The organism is Cellulomonas marina, from assembly GCF_900111925.1.
In the GTDB taxonomy this organism is placed as follows: Bacteria; Actinomycetota; Actinomycetes; order Actinomycetales; family Cellulomonadaceae; genus Cellulomonas; species Cellulomonas marina.
The window spans coordinates 1-15,856 of record NZ_FOKA01000011.1 but is presented as its reverse complement, the minus strand read 5'-3'; the positions used below and the strand labels follow the sequence as shown (position 1 = coordinate 15,856).

Below are 15,856 nucleotides of genomic sequence, written 5' to 3'. Positions count from 1 at the left end.
AGAGGGTGTCGGTCACGTCAGGTCCTCGCGGTCGGTGTCGGGGTGGGAGGTGCCGGGGTGGGAGGCGGCGCGGTGGGAGGTGTCGGGGTGGGAGGTGGTGGGCACGCGAGCGGGGGTCGCGACGGGCGCGGCGGGCACGACGGCGGCCGTGAGCCCGGGGAGCCCGGCGACGAACGTCTCCAGCGCGCCGAGCGCGGCGGCCTCGAGGTCGACGTCGAGCCCGGCGCGGGTGGCCAGGTGCAGCCCGATGACGCCGAGCGGCGGCAGGTCCGTCCGCTCGACGAGCCCGGCCGGCGGGGCACCGGCGCTGGGCAGGACGGCGACGCCGAGCCCCGCGCGGGCCGCGGCGACGACGCCGTCGAGGGTCGTCGACTCCGCCGTCAGCCGGACCCGCCGACCGGCCTCGGCCAGCTCGGCGAGGGCCCGGCGGCGCATGCCGCACGGCTCGGCGTAGGCGACGAGCGGCACCTCGTCGTCGGGGCCGCCGCCGTCGGACCGGCCGCCGTCGGACCGGCCGCCGTCGGAGGCGTCCCCGCCGGGACGCCCGTACCACCGCAGCGGCAGCGTCCCGACCTGGCGGCCGGGCGTCGCCGGCCCCCAGCCGAGCAGGACGGCCAGGTCGATGGTGCCGCGTGCCACGGACTCCGTCATGCCGGTGGAGCGGTCGATGACGAACCGCACGGGCCGGTCGGGGAACGCGTCGCGCAGCGTCGTCAGCAGCGTGGGCAGGACGCCCTCGGCGGCGGTCTCGGTGGACCCGACGACGACCGTGCGCCGCGCGCCGGTCTCCAGGCGGGCCAGCGCCTCGTCGTGCACGGCCAGGACGCGCCGGGCCTCGGCGAGCAGGCGCTCCCCGTCGTCCGTGAACCGCGCGCCGCGGCCCTCGCGCTCGAGGAGCACCTGCTTCAGGCGCCGCTCCAGCACGCGGACGTGCCCGGAGACGGTCGGCTGGGACACGTGCAGCGCGGCGGCTGCGCGCGTGTAGCCGCCGGTGTCCGCGATGGCGACGAGCGTGCGCAGCTGCGCGAGGTCGAGCGGCGCGCTCATGCGCCCACCCCCACGCCGGCCCCCGCGCCCGCGAGCGCCGCCACCGCCGCGGCGTGCCGACCGCCCGGCACCGCGTCGAGCAGCTCGGCGGTGTAGGGGTCCGCCGGCGCGTGCAGCACCTGCCCGGCCGGCCCCTCCTCCACCAGCCGCCCGCGCCGCAGCACGGCCACCCGGTGCGCGACCTCCGCGACGACCGCCAGGTCGTGCGAGACGAACAGGTAGGACACGCCGAGGTCGGCCTGGAGGTCGGCCAGCAGCGCGAGGACCTGCGCCTGCACGGACACGTCGAGCGCGGAGACGGGCTCGTCGAGCAGCAGGAGCTCCGGACCCACCGCGAGCGCCCGGGCGATGGCCACGCGCTGGCGCTGGCCGCCCGACAGCTCGGCCGGCAGCCGCGACAGGTGCGCGGCGGGCAGCCCGACGCGGTCGAGCAGCTCGCGCGCCCGCTGCCGCCGCTCGGCACGCCCGCCGAGGCGGAACGACACGAGCGGCTCGGTGACGCTCTCCTCGACGGTGAAGCGCGGGTCGAGGGCGGCGAACGGGTTCTGGTGGACGAGCTGCACCCGCCGGCGCAGCGGTCGCCACGCCGCCCAGGAGGCGTCGGTGACGTCCCGCCCGTCGAGCTCGACGCGGCCGCCGGTGACGGGCTGCAGCCCGAGCGCCACGCGCAGGGCCGTCGTCTTGCCCGACCCGGACTCCCCGACGACCGCGAGCGTGCGCCCGCGCGGCACCGCCAGGCCCACCCCGTCGAGCGCGCGCAGGGCGGGCCGCCCGGGCTGGGGGAAGTCGACCGTGACGTCGTGCAGGCGCAGCACGGGCTCGGCCGCGGTCGACCCGGCGGTCGCGTCGTCGGGCGTGGCGTGCCGGACGACGAGCCGCGTCCGCGTCCCGGGCGTCTCCGGGGCCACGCTCCCCGGCACGACGAGGCCCGGCACGACGAGGCCCGGCGCCGCCGCCAGCAGCCGCCGCGTGTACTCCTGCTCGGGGCGCACGAGGAGCTGCGCGGGCGGCCCCTGCTCGACGACGCGCCCCTGCGACAGGACGAGCACGCGGTCCGCGCGGTCGGCGGCCACGGCGAGATCGTGCGTGATGACGAGCAGCCCGATGCCGCGCTCGGCGACCAGGTGCTCGAGGTGGTCGAGGATCCGCCGCTGCACGGTGACGTCCAGCGCGGAGGTCGGCTCGTCGGCGACGAGCAGCCGCGGGTGCCCGGCCAGCGCGAGCGCGATGAGCACCCGCTGACGCAGGCCGCCCGACAGCTCGTGCGGGTACTGGCGCGCGCGCAGCTCCGGGTCGTCGACGCCGGCGTCGGCCAGGGCGACGAGCACCTCCGCGCCGACCGCCGCGCGCGGCACCCCGCGCCGCCGCACGACCTCGGCCACCTGCACGCCGACGCGCAGCGTGGGGTCGAGCCCGAGGCCCGGGTCCTGCGGGACGAGCCCGAGCACGGACCCGCGCTGCCGGCGGCGCACCCGGTCGGGGGCCCGAGTGACGTCGAGGCCGTCGACCTCGATGCGCCCGCCCGTGACGTGCCCGCTCGCGGGCAGCAGCCCGAGGACGGCGTGCGCGGTGCTGGACTTGCCGGAGCCCGACTCGCCGACGAGGGCGACGACCTCCCCGGGCGCGACCTCGAGGCTGATCCCGCGCACGGCGGGCCGGGCGTCGCGGCGGCTGCGGCCGTACGCGACGTGCAGGTCCTCGAGGCGGACGACGGGTCCGGCCGGGCGGCCGGCGGCCGGGGTGACGGGGGCGACGGCCGCGCTCATCGCTGCACCTCCTCGAGGGTCCGGGCGACGTGGTTGAGGCCGAGCACCAGCAGGCCGACGAACACCCCGGGCAGCAGGCTCAACCAGGGGCTGGTGACGAGGTAGCTCCGCCCCGTGGAGATCAACGTCCCCCACTCGGCCGCGGGCGGGGCGGCGCCGAACCCGAGGAAGCTCAGCGCCGCGACGGCGATGACGGCGGCGCCGAGGTCGAGGACCGCGAGCACGGCGACGGGCCCCCACGAGTTGGGCAGCACGTGCCGCAGCAGCACCCGACCCCACGAGGCGCCGCCCGTCCGGGCCGCCTCGACGTACGGCAGGGTCCGCACGCGCAGCACCTCGGCGCGCGTCGTCCGCGCGAAGCCCGGGACGATGCCGATGCCCACGGCGACGGCCACCGGGACGGTGCCGTAGCCGATGGCGGTGACGATCGCGAGGGCCAGCAGCAGCCCCGGGATCGCGAGCAGCACGTCGACGGCCCGCATGACGACGGCGTCGACCCACCCGCCGACGAACCCGGCCACCACGCCGAGCGTCAGTCCGACGACGAGCGCCAGGACGAGGGCGAGCCCCACGGCCTGCACCGTCAGCAGCCCGCCGTGCAGGACGCGGGAGAACAGGTCGCGCCCGAGCTCGTCGGTGCCGAAGGGGTGCCCGGGGCCGGGCGGCAGGAGCTTGTCGATGGGAGCCGTCGCATACGGGTCGGCGGACGTGAACAGGCCGGGGGCCAGGGCGGAGACGACGACGAGGACGACGAACGCCAGGGCGACCAGGAAGCCGGGTCGGCGCAGCAGCAGGCGCGCGGTCGTCGCCCGGCGGGCCGCCCGCCCCTCGAGCGGGCGGCGACGCCCGCGGCGGCGACCCTCGTCGCCGTCGGGGCCGTCGGGGCCGTCGGTGAGCAGGCCCTCGTCGCCGGACGCGACGGCCGGGGCGGGGCGGGTGAGCGCGAGCGTCATGACGGCCTCCGGCGGGTGCGGGCAGCGGACGTGCGAGGAGATGACGTGCGGGCAGCAGGCGTGCGGGCAGCAGGCGTGCGGACGGCGTGGCTGATGCGCGGGTCCAGCAGCGGGTACAGCAGGTCGACGAGGAGGTTGACCAGCACGAACGCGGCGGCGGCGAGCACGACGACGGCCTGGACCACCGGCACGTCCTGGCTCAGCACCGCCTCCTGGGCGAGCATCCCGACGCCCTGCCGGGCGAAGACGGTCTCCGTGACGATCGCGCCGGTCACGGTGCCACCCACGAGCAGGCCGAGGATCGTCAGCGTCGGCAGGGCCGCGTTGCGCAGCGCGTGCCGGGCCTGGGCGCCGGCGCGGGACAACCCCGTGGCGCGGGCGGTCGTGATCCACGGCTGCGCGAGGGTGTCCTCGAGGCTGCGCGTGAGGACCTGCGCGAACACGGCCGACGTCGGGATGGCCATGGTCACCGCGGGCAGGACCAGCGCCGCCGGCCCCTCGTCGCCGGTGGAGGGGAACCACCCCAGCGTGAAGGCGAAGACCTGGATGAGCAGCAGGCCGACCCAGAAGGACGGGAACGCCACGCCCGCGGACGGCAGCCGCGACAGCAGCACCTTGGCGGGGCGCCAGCGCACCCACGCCGCGAGCCACGCCACCGTGAGCCCGCCGGCCAGCGCGAGCAGCACCGCCAGGCCGCTGAGCTGCAGCGTGCCGGGCAGCCGCTCGGCCAGCAGCTGCGTCACCGGCACGTTCTTCGTGATGGACACGCCGAGGTCGCCGTGCAGCGCGTCGCCGAGCATCCGGCCGTACTGGACGAGCACGGGCTGGTCGAGCCCGTACCGGGCCTGGGCCGCCGCGAGCTCCGCCGGCGACAGGGAGTCCACCTCGACGTTGTTGGCCGAGAGCAGCAGCGCCAGCGGGTCGGACGGCAGGAGCCACAGGATCGCGAACGTCGCGGTCCACGCCGCCCACAGCACGACGAGCGCCTGCGCGACCCGGCCGGCCACGTACCGGCCGAGGCCGGCCCCCCGGGCGACGCGGGCCGCCCCGCTCACCAGCCCGGACGTCGGCCCGGGGGCCGGGCCGGCGACGGCACCCGCCGCCGGCCCGTCGACGACCACGGCCGTCACGAGGCGTCCCCGATCCACGTCCCCGCGAAGTCGCCGAACGACTCGGAGGTGAACCGGAACCCGTGCACGTCGGCCGCGAGCGCCGCGGTCTGCACCCGCTCGAAGGTCGGGAACGCGAGCGCCTCGTCGAGGTACAGGTCCTGCAGCTCGCCGTAGACCTCGGCCCGGGCGTCGGGGTCGGTCGTCGTCGTGCCCTCGTCGAGCAGCGCCTGGACCTGGGCCGCCTGCTCGGGCGTCAGCGCGTTGTCCGCCTGGGCCTTCGAGCCGGCGTACCGGGAGTCGACGATCCACTGGATCACGCCCGGGTCGGCCCGCGTGTAGTAGGTGGAGATGAGGTCGTAGTCGCCCGAGGACAGGACGTCGCTGCGCTGGGCCTGGGTGATGACGTCCAGCTGCAGGTCGATGCCGACGGCCTTCAGCTGGTCCTGGATGAGCTGGTCACCGGCGGTGAAACCCTGCACGACCGGGGTCGACAGCCTGAGCCGCTGCCCGTCCCGGTAGCGGTACCCGTCGTCCTCGAGCGCCCAGCCGGCGTCCTCGAGGAGCTCGGCCGCCCCGTCGGGGTCGTGGGCGAGGTTCTCGGAGTGGTCGACGTAGCCCGGCGTGGTCGTGTCGTAGATGCTCGTGACAGCCGGGTAGTCGGCGCCGAAGACCGTCGAGGCGTACGTCTGCCGGTCGATGGCCTTCTGGAGCGCGCGACGGACGTCGGCCTCGGCCAGGACCTTCCCCTCCGACAGGTTCGGGTAGAGGTTGTTGGCCGGGCCGGGCAGCGAACGGCTGACGAGCTGCGCGCCGTTGGCGGTCACGAGGGCCTGGTCGTTCTCGGTGATGGGCTGGCGGGGCCACGCGATGTCGATGGCTCCTGACGTGAGCTGGCCGATGCGGACCGAGTCCTCGGCGACGTAGGTGATGTCGATGCCGTCGAGGTAGGCCTCCCCCGTGTTCTCCCGCAGCTCGGAGCCCCAGGCGTAGCCGTCGCGCTTGCTCAGGCTGATGCCCTCGCCCGGGGTGTAGGAGTCGAGGACGAAGGGGCCGGATCCGACGACGTCCCCGAGGCACCGCTCCTCGGGCGTCTTCGCGTACGACGCCGGCGCGAGGACGGCGAGGTTCGTCGTCGACGTGCCCTGCAGGAAGGCCGCGTTCGGCGTCGAGAACCGGATCACCACCGTGTCGGCGTCGACCACCTCCGTCGACTCGTACCCGGCCAGGTAGACGCCGCCGTACGCCGTCGGGAGCTCCTGCAGGACGGCCGCATGGCTGTCGAAGGCCGTCTTGACGGCCTCCGGGCCGAAGGCCGTGCCGTCGGAGAACGTCACGTCCGTCCGCAGGTCGAAGGTGTACTCGGTGCCGGCGTCGTCCACCGTCCACGACGTCGCCAGCCACGGGACGATCTCGCCCGTCTCCGGGTCCTGGTCGGTGAGCGAGTCCGCGTAGTTGCGGATGACCGTGCGGTGCTCGATCCAGTAGGTCTGGAAGGGGTCGACGCACGCGAAGGCGGCGTTGTCGGGGAAGTACGCGAGGCGCAGGCGGCCGCCCTCGACGGGGTCGCCGGTGGCACCGGCGGTGCTGCCGTCGGTGCTCGTGGCGCCGTCGGACGCGGCGCTGCCGCTGCCTCCGGCGCAGGCCGTCAGCGCCAGCACGGCCACGAGGGCGGGGGCTGCGGCGGCCGCGAGGCGGCGGTGGGGTCGCGTGGTGCGCATGGGGGTGGGTTCCTCGGGGTCGGGCCCGGCGCGGGGTCGGCCGGGGACGGGGTCAGACGGGTGGGGTCAGGGGTCCGGATCAGGACGTGGGCGCGAGGGCGGCGAGCGACGCCCGGCCGGCGGCGAGCAGGGCCGCGTCGTCCTGCGGCGGGTGCACCCGCGACGCCAGGACGTCGCGCAGGTGCCGCTCGAGGGGGTGCGACCGCGTGAGGGCCGGGTTCCCCAGCGCGGCGACGGCGGTCTCGACGGCCGTGACCGCCGCGCGCGTGGCCAGGAGCTTGGCGACGACGAGCCGGCCGCGCGCCCGCTCGTCGCCCGCGTCGAGGCGGGCGGCCAGGCCGAGCAGCAGCTCCTCCGCACCCACGAGCTGTGCCTCCACCTCGCCCGCGACGGCCGCGATCCGGTCCGTGGTGGCGATGGGGCGGCCGAGCGAGGTGGGGACGCGCTCGTGCGCGAACCGCACGAGGAAGGCCTGCGCGGCCCGGGCGACGCCGACGTACAGCGCCGGGACGGACAGGATCGCGCCGGCCCCGGGCTCGCCGCGGCGCGCCGCACCGCCTGGTCCGGACACGGGCGCGCCGACGAAGTGGTCGTCCGGGATCCGGACCCGGTCGTAGACGACGTCGTGCGTGCTCGTCGCCCGCTGGCCGAGGTGGTCCCAGGTCCGCACGACGCGCACGCCGGGCAGCCCGGCCGGGACCACCGCGTGGGCGACCTCGGGCTCGCCCGAGGGGCCGTCGTGGTCGACCGCCCACACGAGGTGGTACGTGAGCCCCTCCGACCCGGTGGCGAACGCCTTGCGGCCGTCGAGCACCCAGCCGTCGCCGTCGCGCCGCACGGTCGTGGCCGGCAGGCCGCCGCGCGCCGGCGCGCCCCACTCGGGCTCGGCCCGCACGGCGTTGAGGAGCTGCGGCTCCCGCGCCGACCGGGCGACGAGAGTGCGGTACACGTCCTCGGGCCACCACGGTGACCGCGCCTGCGCGTCGTGCTGCAGGACCGTCATCGCGGCGATGAGCGCCACCGCCGGGTCGCCCTGCCCGAGCGCCTCGAACACCCGCACCGCGTCGACCGCGGTCAGCGGCGTGCCGCCGTACCGCGGCGCGACGCCGAGGGTGAGCAGCCCGGCCTCGTGCACGGCGGCGATCCCGCGCCACGGGAAGGCCGCCGTCCGGTCGTGCTCCTCGGCGGTGGTCGCCAGGCGCGCGGTCACCGCGGCCAGCGCCGCGTCGGACAGGTCGGGCACGGGCAGCCCGGGCGGGACGGCCTGCTGCCGGACGTCGGCACCGGCTCCGCCCGTGGTGGCGCTGCCGGCGGCCCCGACCGTCGTCGCCGGCGCCCTCTCGTCGAGCGCGGTCACGCGGAGGCCCCGACGAGCGCGTCGTCGCCGGCGAGGGCGGCCCCGCGGGCCTCGCCGTCAGCCCCGGTCGGAGCCTCCTGCCCGGGCAGGGGCGGCTGCGCGACGACCTCGCCGCGCCGGCCCGTCGCCTCGCGGTGCACGAGCTCCTCGCGGACCAGCGGCAGGACGTAGCGGCCGTAGTCGATCGCGTCGTTCAGGTTGTCGTACCCGCGGATCGAGATGAGGTCCGCGCCGAGGTCGACGTAGTCGAGGATCGCGGCCGCCACGGTCTCCGGCGTGCCCACCAGGGCGGTCGAGGCGCCCTGCGCCCCGGTGGCCGACGCGGTCGGCGTCCACAGCGCCCGGTCGTGCCGGTCGCCGCGCGCGGCGATCTCGAGCAGGCGCTGCGACCCGCGGTTCTGCGGCCCGCCGGCACCCGGCGTCTGCACCCACAACCCCCCGCGCGACCCCAGCGGCTGACCGGCGCCCGAGCCGCCGCGCGACTGCAGCACCTGCAGCGTCCGCTCGGCTTTCTCCCAGGCCAGCTCCTCGGTCGGCGCGATGATCGGCCGGAACGTCACCCAGGTCCGCGGGGTGTCGGTGCGCCCGACGGCGCGCGCCGCGGCGGCGATGCGCTCGATCTGCTCGGCGGTGTCCTTCAGCGGCTCGCCCCACAGGCCGAAGATGTCCGCCAGCGCCCCGCCCTGGGCGTACGCCTCGTCGCTGGAGCCGCCGACGGAGATCGGGATCGTGCCGTTGACGGGCCGCACCCGGGAGACGAAGCCCTCGAAGGAGTAGTACGTCCCGGCGTGGTCGAACGGCTCGGTCTCGGTCCAGACGCGGCGCAGGATCCGCAGGAACTCCTCCTGGCGGGCGTAGCGCTCCGCCTTCGGCAGCCGGTCGCCCTCGCGGGCCTGCTCGACGTCGTTGCCGCCGGCGATGAGGTGCACGACCGCCCGGCCGCCGGAGAGCTGGTCGAGCGTCGCGAGCGCCTTCGCGGCCACCGTCGGGTACAGGGTGTTGGGGCGCAGGGCGACGATCGGCCGCAGGTGCTCGGTGACCTGCGTGAACGCCGCGGCGATGGTGAAGGGGTCGTGGCCGGCGGAGCCGTAGGGCACCAGCGAGTAGTCGAAGCCGCCGTCCTCGAGGACGCGGGCGTAGCGGCGCAGGTAGGCGACGTCGATCGCCGGGTCGGACAGGCCGTTGACCTCGTTCGACGGGTTGACGTTGATGGCGGAGATGAACTCGACGGGCACGGGACGGTCCTCCGGGAGACGGGCAGGCAGGGGTGGTCGGGGTACGACGAGGGACGGGTGGGCAGCACCCGGCAGCACCGCGCGCCGGGCGGGCGCGGGTGCGGGTACGCCCGTCGGGGGCGCGGCGGTCCGCGTCGCGAACCGGCTGCTCCCTGCCCGGGGCAGGGAGGTCAGGACCGGGGGCGACGAGGGCGGTGCGGGCGCCGGCGCGGCACGGGACGACGCGGGACGGGACGACGCGGTCGTCGACCGCCGGACGACGGGGGCCGACGCGAGGTCAGGCGGCCGTCAGGCGGTGTGCGGCGCGAGGACGAGGGACGCGAGCGGCGTCCCGGGGTCCGCGGTCCGGGTCAGAGAGCCGGACAGGGACAGCCGCGCATCGACGCGCGACAGGCCCCGGCCGGGCGGGAGGCACCGGCGGGGGCGACGGGGCGGCCGGTGGCGGGCATGCCGGACGGCATGCGCAGCGCCTCGGGGCGGGTCCTCGTCATGGCAGCGACAGTAGGGCTTCGTCCCACCATCCGTCCAAGGACGTTCCTCGATGTGGACACATCGCGCGGGCTGATGAGTGCCGGCGCCGGTCAGGAGAGGTCGGTGCGCGCCCGTGCGCAGGCGCCGACCAGGAGCTCCGCCGCCTCACGGATGCGGGCCGCCTCCTCGACGGTGAGCGCCAGCCCGGCGAGCATCCGGCCCGGGACGGCGAGCGCCTGCTCGCGCAGCGCCCGTCCGGCCGCCGTCGCGCGCAGCACCAGCGCGCGTCCGTCGTCGGCGGACCGCGTCCGCTCGACGAGGCCCTGCGCCTCCAGCCGGCGCACGAGCGGCGAGGCCGTGCCCGGCTCGAGGTGCAGCAGTGCCGCCAGGCGCGTCAGCGTCAGCTCCCCGTGCTGCCACAGCGCGAGCATCACCAGGTACTGCGGATGGGTCAGGCCGAGCGGGGCCAGCAGCGGCCGGTAGAAGGCGACGAGATCGCGCGCCGCCGCCGACATCGCCAGGCACACCTGCGCCTCGAGGGCCAGCGGGTCGGCGACGGACCCGGTCGTCACCGCGTGCCCGCCACCCGTCGTCATGCCCCGAGCCTAGCGATTATGCTGAGTGCACTCAGCATCTGCTCGTCGCGCTCCCGATCGCTCCGGGACCGCCGGGCCACCCCGAGGGAGTCCCATGGGCCTGCTCCGCCGCCGTCCGTCCCGCTCGCGCCCGGCCGCCACGTCCGCGGACCGGGTGGTCGACCGGGCGGGCGACATGGTGGCCGGCGCCGACACGGACCGGCCCACCGAGGTCCTGCTCACCTACCTCGGTCCGGCCCAGGTCGGCCACCCCGCCGCCGCCGGCCGTCCCGCGAACGACGACGAGCGCGCCCGTGACGCCGCCCTGCGCACGGAGTTCGTCCGCGTCACCGGCGCGGACGGCCGGACGTTCCTCGTCGAACGGCCCGTGGTCGACGAGCCCTGACCGGGCGGACCGACGCCCGGCCGCACTCGACTACTGTCCTGCGGTGCCCGCGCCCGACCCGCACGCCCCGCTGCCCACGTTCCGACTCCTCGTGCTCGCCGGGGCGATCTTCGCCTCCGTCTCCAGCGAGTTCCTCCCGACCGGTCTGCTGCCGGAGATCGCGGACGGCGTCGGCGTCAGCGAGTCCCGGGTGGGACTCCTCGTCTCGGTGTTCGCCGGGACGGTGGCGCTGACCTCGATCCCGCTGACGCTGGCCACCCAGCGGTTCGCGCGCAAGCCGCTGCTCGTCCTCACGCTGTCGGTGTTCGCCGTGACGAACGTGATCGCCGCGCTGGCGCCGAGCTACGAGGTGCTGCTCGTCTCCCGGGTGATCGGCGGCCTGTCGCACGGCCTCTTCTGGTCCGTGGCAGGGCCGTACGCGTCGTTCCTCGTGCCGGGCACGCAGCTGGCGCGTGCGATCGCCATCACCTCCGGTGGCGGGTCGCTCGCCTTCATCCTCGGCGTGCCGCTGACGGCCGCGCTGGGGCACGCGCTCGGGTGGCGCGCCGCGTTCGGCGTGATGGCGCTGATCGTCGTCGTCTTCGTGGTGCTGGCCGTCGTGGCGCTGCCGCCGGTGGAGCACCGCCGCGCGCCGGTGCCGGGGGCCGTGGCCACGCCCCTGCGGCGGGACCCGTCGCTGGTCGGCGTCGGGATCGTCGCCGTCTCCACGCTGGTGGTGGCCACGGGCCACAACGCCTTCTACACCTACATCGCGCCGTGGACGATCCAGGTCGGCGGGGTGCCGTCGGACCTGCTCAGCGGCGTGCTGCTGGCGCTCGGCGTCGCGGGGCTCGTCGGCGCGGTGCTCGCCGGGGGCCTGGGCGACCGGTGGCCGCGGCTGGTGGTGACCGTCGCCGTCTCCGCGGCGACGGTCCTGCTCGTGGCGTTCGCCCTGGCGGGCAGCGCGACAGGGCTCGTGGTGACGCTGCTGGTCCTCTACTCCGTCGCGTTCGGCGTCGTGCCGCCGATGATGCACACCCGGAACCTGCACGCGGCGTCCGTGCGCGCCCGCAGCCTCGCGGGCTCGGTCGTCACCACGGCGTTCAACATCGGCATCGGCCTCGGGGCCCTCGTCGGGGGGCTCGTGCTCGACGGCGTGGGTGTGGCCGCGATCCCGCTCGTCGCGGCCGGCATCACGGCCGCAGGCCTGCTCTTCGTCGCCCTCACCGACAGGACGCGGATCGCCCGCGTCCCCCGCGAGCTCCCCGCGGACGCGCAGGGCTGACCGCTTGACCCTGACGCAGCGTCAACCCCCGACGCTCGCGTCATGGACACCACCACAGCACCCCGACCACCCGCCCGACCCACCGCCGCTGCCGCGATCAGCGTCCGCGGCCTGACGAGGTCCTACGGCGACCTCGCCGTCCTGCCCGGCGTCGACCTCGACGTCGCCACCGGCAGCATCGTCGCCCTCCTCGGCACCAACGGGACCGGCAAGACGACGCTCGTGAAGATCCTCGCCACGCTCCTGCCACCGGACGGCGGCACGGCCACCGTGGCCGGCGCCGACGTCACCACGCAGGGCCACCGCGTGCGGACCGCGCTCAGCCTCACCGGGCAGTTCGCTGCCGTCGACGGCGTCCTCACCGGGCGGGAGAACCTCGTGCTCGTCGCACGGCTGCGGCACCTGCCCCGTCCCGGCGAGGTCGCCGACGCCCTCCTGCGCCGGTTCTCGCTCGCCGACGCCGGCGACCGCCGCGCGGCCACGTACTCCAACGGCATGCGCCGCCGCCTCGACCTGGCGATGAGCCTCGTCGGCGACCCGGCCGTCGTCGTCCTCGACGAGCCCACCACCGGCCTCGACCCCGAGGGGCGGCGCGAGGTCTGGCAGGCCGTGCGCGAGCTCGCCGCCGGCGGCACGACGGTCCTCCTCACCACCCAGTACCTGGAGGAGGCGGAGCAGCTCGCGGACCGCGTCGCGATCCTGCACGGCGGCCGGGTCCTCGTCGAGGGCACCCTCGCCGAGCTCACCGCCCTCCTGCCGCCCGCCCGCGTCGAGCACGTCGAGAAGCGGCCCAGCCTCGAGGAGGTCTTCCTCGCCCTCACGAGCGCCGGCAGCACCGCCGGCACCACCACCAGCACCAGCACCCGGCAGGAGGACCTCCGATGACCACCACGACCCCCACGCCGACGGCGCCGCTCGCCACCGTCGTCGCGGACACCGCCGCCCTGACCGGCCGCTCTCGCACCCACGTGCTGCGCAGCCCCGACACCGTCATCACGACGGCCCTCATGCCCGTCGCCATCCTGCTGCTGTTCACCTACGTCCTCGGCGGTGCCATCGACACCGGGTCCCGCACCGGCTCCTACGTCGACTACCTCCTGCCCGGGATCCTCGTCATCACCCTCGCGACGGGCGTCTCCTACACCGCCTACCGGCTGTTCCTCGACCTCCAGGGCGGCCTGCTCGAGCGGTTCCGGTCGATGCCGATCGCCCGGTCGGCGGTGCTCTGGGCGCACGTCCTGACCTCGGTGGTGGCGAACCTCGTCCCCGTGGCGCTCGTCGTCGGTGTGGCGTTCGTCGTCGGGTTCCGGCCCCGCGCGGGGGTGCTCGGGTGGCTGGCCGTCGTCGGGGTCCTCGTGCTGCTGGCGCTGGCGCTCACGTGGCTCGCGGTCGTCGCCGGGCTGACGGCCTCGTCCGTGGAGGGCGCCAGCGCGTTCTCCTACCCGCTGATCCTGCTGCCGTTCGTCAGCTCGGCCTTCGCGCCGACGGGGTCCATGCCGGGGCCGGTGCGGTGGTTCGCCGAGCACCAGCCGGTGACCGCCTGCGTCGACGCATTGCGGGCGCTGCTCGCGGGTCAGGACGCCGCCGGCAGCACCGCGGCCGCCCTGGCCTGGTGCGCCGGGCTGCTCGTCGTGGCCGCCACCCTCGCCGCGCTGACCTTCCGCCGGCGGTTCCCGTGACCGTGCCCTCTCCCGTACCCCTCCCGCGCAGGGCGCGACGAGGGGCAGGATCGTCGCCGTGCTGACCATCAGCCAGCTCGCCGCCTACGCCGGGGTCACCGTGCGGGCCGTGCGCCACTACCACCAGATCGGCCTGCTGCCGGAGCCGGAGCGCGACGCCTCCGGCTACCGGCGGTACGGCGCGAGGGCCGTCGTCGCGCTCGTCCGCATCCGCACGCTGGGGGAGGCGGGTGTGCCGCTGTCGGAGGTGGCCCGGCTCCTGGACGCCGACGAGGCCACCTTCGCGGCGGCGGTCCGGCGGATCGACGAGCACCTCCGCGACGAGATCGCGCGCCTGAGCCGCAGCCGGGAGCAGATCGCGCAGCTCGCCGCGGGCGACCGCCTCGTCCTGCCGCCCGAGGTCGTCGCCTACCTCGAGGCGCTGCGCGGGATCGGCGGCCTCGCAGCTGCTCGACGCGCTGGCCCTCGAGACCGACCCGCGCATGCAGCGCATGCTCGAGCTCATGCGCGAGCGCGGCTGGGCGAGCTGGACGCGGCTGGAGCGGGTGTCCGGACGCGCGGCCCGGACCGGCTGACCCGGACGAGGGACGCAGGTCGTCGCGAGGCAATTGCCCGTGACCTCAGGTCCTGGTCCCCGCAGGATGTCCGCCATGACCCGCGAGCACCTGTCCGAGCGCCTCGTCAGCTGGGCCTCGATCCTCGAGCCGACCACCCGCGAGCAGGCGCTGCGGACCTCCCGCATGCCCTTCGTGTTCCCCCACGTGGCCCTCATGCCCGATGCCCACCTAGATGTTATCTGGACATGACGCAAGCCCCCGTTCGATGGGCGCGACGGAGCCCGATGCGAGCGTCCGGATGTGGGTGGCCGGGTGCAGGATCAAGCCGTGGACGAGACCGAGCGTGCCGCCGATCACGGTGCCAAGTTGCTCTGCGATGAGGCCCGCAGGGTGTACGACGGCCTCCGCCTGGAGAGCGCCAGCTTCCGACGCACGGCGCGGTTGCTCGCCGTCTTCGCCACCGTCCAAGCCGGACTTGCACATGTGGTTGCAGGCGCTTCGATCGCCGCCGCGATAGCAGCGGCGAGTGCCTTGCTCGGCGCACTAGCCGGCTTTTCTCGCGTGCCAGATGGTGCTCCGATCCCCCCGGAGTGGCGGACGGCACTCGCGCAGCGCGAACGAGCGGTCCGGGGAAATCGCCGGCTCCTCATCGCGACCGCGTGCTGCCTCGTGGGGTCGACGCTGCTGATGGCCGGGCAGCAGTTCGCATACTTCATGATCTAGCGCGGTTCGATCCCACGGCTCGCGGGGGGTTGCTCAGCCACCCTGGCGCGAGTCTGTCATCCTTCCCGACATGGAGATTCGATAGATGGCCGACTGGGTCGCCGCGATCGCGGCCACGGTCGCGGCATTCATCGTCTGTTGGCAGTCCTGGGAGACACGGCGCTCCGCCAACGCGTCCCGCGACGCCGCCCGGACAGCGAACGAGGCGCTCGACTTGACACGCCAGTTGGCGGCAGATGCCGTTCGGACGCGCCTAGACGCTGACATGCCCAATGTTTCGGTACATGTGAGTGCGCTGGTCGATGCGCGGCCGATCGTCGGCTCCAGCATGAGCCAGCCGCGCGAGGAGGTACCGCCAGATGCTGTGTTCCGTCTACCGAAGGACGGTGCGACCTACTTCTCGTTGCTCGCGCGTGCCGCTGTGATCAACGATAGTGACCGGCATGTCGAGGTGAACCTGCACTACCTGCCCCGAGGGGCGGCCGAGCCGACCTACCGGACCATGTTCATGCCTCCAGGCGCGAGTGAGCTGGTTGACTTCGAGATTTGCCGCATGGTGGCGGACTGGGTGAAGGGCGAACCGGGCCTTCGTGTGGGCGGCACGACGTACTACGCCGTGTTCGGCGCCTCGCACAGGTCAAGTCCCCGGTCGTGGTGTGTGACGGCTGCCGCGTGACCTTCATTGGTTAGGCGCTGAGCGCCGGGAGTTGGGGCGGGGTGACCTCCTGCGGGTCGGGGACGGCGGTCAGGCGGGCGCGGCCAAGGACGTCCAGTGCGAGGTAGCGGCGTCCCTCGGCCCATTCGTCGTGCTGCTCGGCCAGGACGGCGCCGAGCAGGCGGATGATCGAGGTGCGGTCGGGGAAGATTCCCACGACGTCGGTGCGCCGGCGGATCTCCCTGTTCAGCCTCTCGTTGGGGTTGTTGGACCAGATCTGGCGCCAGACCTCCTTGGGGAAGGACGTGAACGCCAGGACGTCGGCCCGGGCGGCCTCG

15 protein-coding genes and 2 pseudogenes are annotated in these 15,856 nt (G+C 75.5%); 8 read left to right on the top strand and 9 right to left on the bottom strand.

The window, feature by feature from the left end:
* Window positions 1–12 precede the first annotated feature (12 nt).
* From BM048_RS12180 to BM048_RS12145, 8 genes are all read right to left on the bottom strand, one after another.
* Window positions 13–1,047: a LysR family transcriptional regulator gene (locus BM048_RS12180; protein WP_139224442.1), complete on the bottom strand. Its 1,035-nt coding sequence runs from the start codon at window positions 1,045–1,047 to the stop codon at window positions 13–15.
* Window positions 1,044–2,813, bottom strand: coding sequence for a dipeptide ABC transporter ATP-binding protein (locus BM048_RS12175; RefSeq protein WP_090033470.1), 1,770 nt, complete (start codon window positions 2,811–2,813; stop codon window positions 1,044–1,046). Before BM048_RS12175 ends, BM048_RS12180 begins: the two co-directional genes overlap by 4 nt.
* Window positions 2,810–3,766, bottom strand: a complete 957-nt coding sequence (locus tag BM048_RS12170; protein ID WP_090033468.1) for an ABC transporter permease — start codon at window positions 3,764–3,766, stop codon at window positions 2,810–2,812. The genes BM048_RS12175 and BM048_RS12170 overlap by 4 nt, the downstream gene beginning before the upstream one ends.
* Window positions 3,763–4,896, bottom strand: a complete 1,134-nt coding sequence (locus tag BM048_RS12165) for an ABC transporter permease (protein ID WP_239078738.1) — start codon at window positions 4,894–4,896, stop codon at window positions 3,763–3,765. Before BM048_RS12165 ends, BM048_RS12170 begins: the two co-directional genes overlap by 4 nt.
* Window positions 4,893–6,596, bottom strand: coding sequence for an ABC transporter substrate-binding protein (locus BM048_RS12160; RefSeq protein ID WP_090033467.1), 1,704 nt, complete (start codon window positions 6,594–6,596; stop codon window positions 4,893–4,895). Before BM048_RS12160 ends, BM048_RS12165 begins: the two co-directional genes overlap by 4 nt.
* Before the next feature lie 79 nt (window positions 6,597–6,675).
* Window positions 6,676–7,953 carry an acyl-CoA dehydrogenase family protein gene (locus BM048_RS12155; RefSeq protein WP_090033465.1) on the bottom strand — a complete coding sequence of 426 codons (1,278 nt, stop codon included), beginning with the start codon at window positions 7,951–7,953 and terminating at the stop codon, window positions 6,676–6,678.
* Window positions 7,950–9,188, bottom strand: a complete 1,239-nt coding sequence (locus BM048_RS12150) for an LLM class flavin-dependent oxidoreductase (protein WP_090033464.1) — start codon at window positions 9,186–9,188, stop codon at window positions 7,950–7,952. The genes BM048_RS12155 and BM048_RS12150 overlap by 4 nt, the downstream gene beginning before the upstream one ends.
* Window positions 9,189–9,769: 581 nt before the next feature.
* Entirely contained in the window at window positions 9,770–10,255 is a 486-nt protein-coding gene (locus tag BM048_RS12145) for a MarR family winged helix-turn-helix transcriptional regulator (RefSeq protein WP_090033463.1), read from the bottom strand.
* A gap of 94 nt (window positions 10,256–10,349) precedes the next feature.
* Here BM048_RS12145 and BM048_RS12140 point away from each other — a divergent pair, with 94 nt between their 5' ends.
* From BM048_RS12140 to BM048_RS12110, 8 genes and pseudogenes are all read left to right on the top strand, one after another.
* Window positions 10,350–10,640, top strand: coding sequence for a hypothetical protein (locus BM048_RS12140; protein ID WP_239078737.1), 291 nt, complete (start codon window positions 10,350–10,352; stop codon window positions 10,638–10,640).
* 43 nt (window positions 10,641–10,683) lie between these two features.
* Window positions 10,684–11,904 carry an MFS transporter gene (locus tag BM048_RS12135; protein ID WP_175499535.1) on the top strand — a complete coding sequence of 407 codons (1,221 nt, stop codon included), beginning with the start codon at window positions 10,684–10,686 and terminating at the stop codon, window positions 11,902–11,904.
* Between the two features lie 42 nt (window positions 11,905–11,946).
* Window positions 11,947–12,789 (top strand): ABC transporter ATP-binding protein, encoded by an 843-nt coding sequence (locus BM048_RS12130; RefSeq protein WP_090033460.1) that lies wholly within the window; start codon window positions 11,947–11,949, stop codon window positions 12,787–12,789.
* Window positions 12,786–13,583, top strand: coding sequence for an ABC transporter permease (locus tag BM048_RS12125; protein WP_090033458.1), 798 nt, complete (start codon window positions 12,786–12,788; stop codon window positions 13,581–13,583). The genes BM048_RS12130 and BM048_RS12125 overlap by 4 nt, the downstream gene beginning before the upstream one ends.
* A 58-nt stretch (window positions 13,584–13,641) precedes the next feature.
* Window positions 13,642–13,839: pseudogene (locus BM048_RS18965) on the top strand (MerR family transcriptional regulator); the annotation flags it as partial.
* A gap of 394 nt (window positions 13,840–14,233) precedes the next feature.
* Window positions 14,234–14,371, top strand: a pseudogene (locus BM048_RS17895) (RtcB family protein); the annotation flags it as partial.
* A 96-nt stretch (window positions 14,372–14,467) separates the two neighbouring features.
* Window positions 14,468–14,863, top strand: coding sequence for a hypothetical protein (locus BM048_RS12115; RefSeq protein ID WP_090033456.1), 396 nt, complete (start codon window positions 14,468–14,470; stop codon window positions 14,861–14,863).
* A gap of 85 nt (window positions 14,864–14,948) precedes the next feature.
* The gene (locus tag BM048_RS12110) at window positions 14,949–15,539 is read left to right on the top strand and encodes a hypothetical protein (protein WP_090033455.1); all 591 of its coding nucleotides are present in this window, start codon (window positions 14,949–14,951) and stop codon (window positions 15,537–15,539) included.
* A gap of 10 nt (window positions 15,540–15,549) precedes the next feature.
* Here the strand turns inward: BM048_RS12110 and BM048_RS12105 are convergent.
* Window positions 15,550–15,856, bottom strand: a 307-nt coding sequence (locus BM048_RS12105) for a transposase (RefSeq protein WP_175499534.1), incomplete at its 5' end; no start/stop codon positions are given.

Bases quoted from the DNA above. Each gene is read 5' to 3' on its own strand.
- BM048_RS12160 (WP_090033467.1), bottom strand. From the start codon at position 6,596: ATGCGCACCACGCGACCCCACCGCCGCCTCGCGGCCGCCGCAGCCCCC.
- BM048_RS12170 (WP_090033468.1), bottom strand. From the start codon at position 3,766: ATGACGCTCGCGCTCACCCGCCCCGCCCCGGCCGTCGCGTCCGGCGAC.
- BM048_RS12145 (WP_090033463.1), bottom strand. From the start codon at position 10,255: ATGACGACGGGTGGCGGGCACGCGGTGACGACCGGGTCCGTCGCCGAC.
- BM048_RS12125 (WP_090033458.1), top strand. From the start codon at position 12,786: ATGACCACCACGACCCCCACGCCGACGGCGCCGCTCGCCACCGTCGTC.
- BM048_RS12180 (WP_139224442.1), bottom strand. From the start codon at position 1,047: ATGAGCGCGCCGCTCGACCTCGCGCAGCTGCGCACGCTCGTCGCCATC.
- BM048_RS12175 (WP_090033470.1), bottom strand. From the start codon at position 2,813: ATGAGCGCGGCCGTCGCCCCCGTCACCCCGGCCGCCGGCCGCCCGGCC.
- BM048_RS12140 (WP_239078737.1), top strand. From the start codon at position 10,350: ATGGGCCTGCTCCGCCGCCGTCCGTCCCGCTCGCGCCCGGCCGCCACG.
- BM048_RS12110 (WP_090033455.1), top strand. From the start codon at position 14,949: ATGGCCGACTGGGTCGCCGCGATCGCGGCCACGGTCGCGGCATTCATC.
- BM048_RS12130 (WP_090033460.1), top strand. From the start codon at position 11,947: ATGGACACCACCACAGCACCCCGACCACCCGCCCGACCCACCGCCGCT.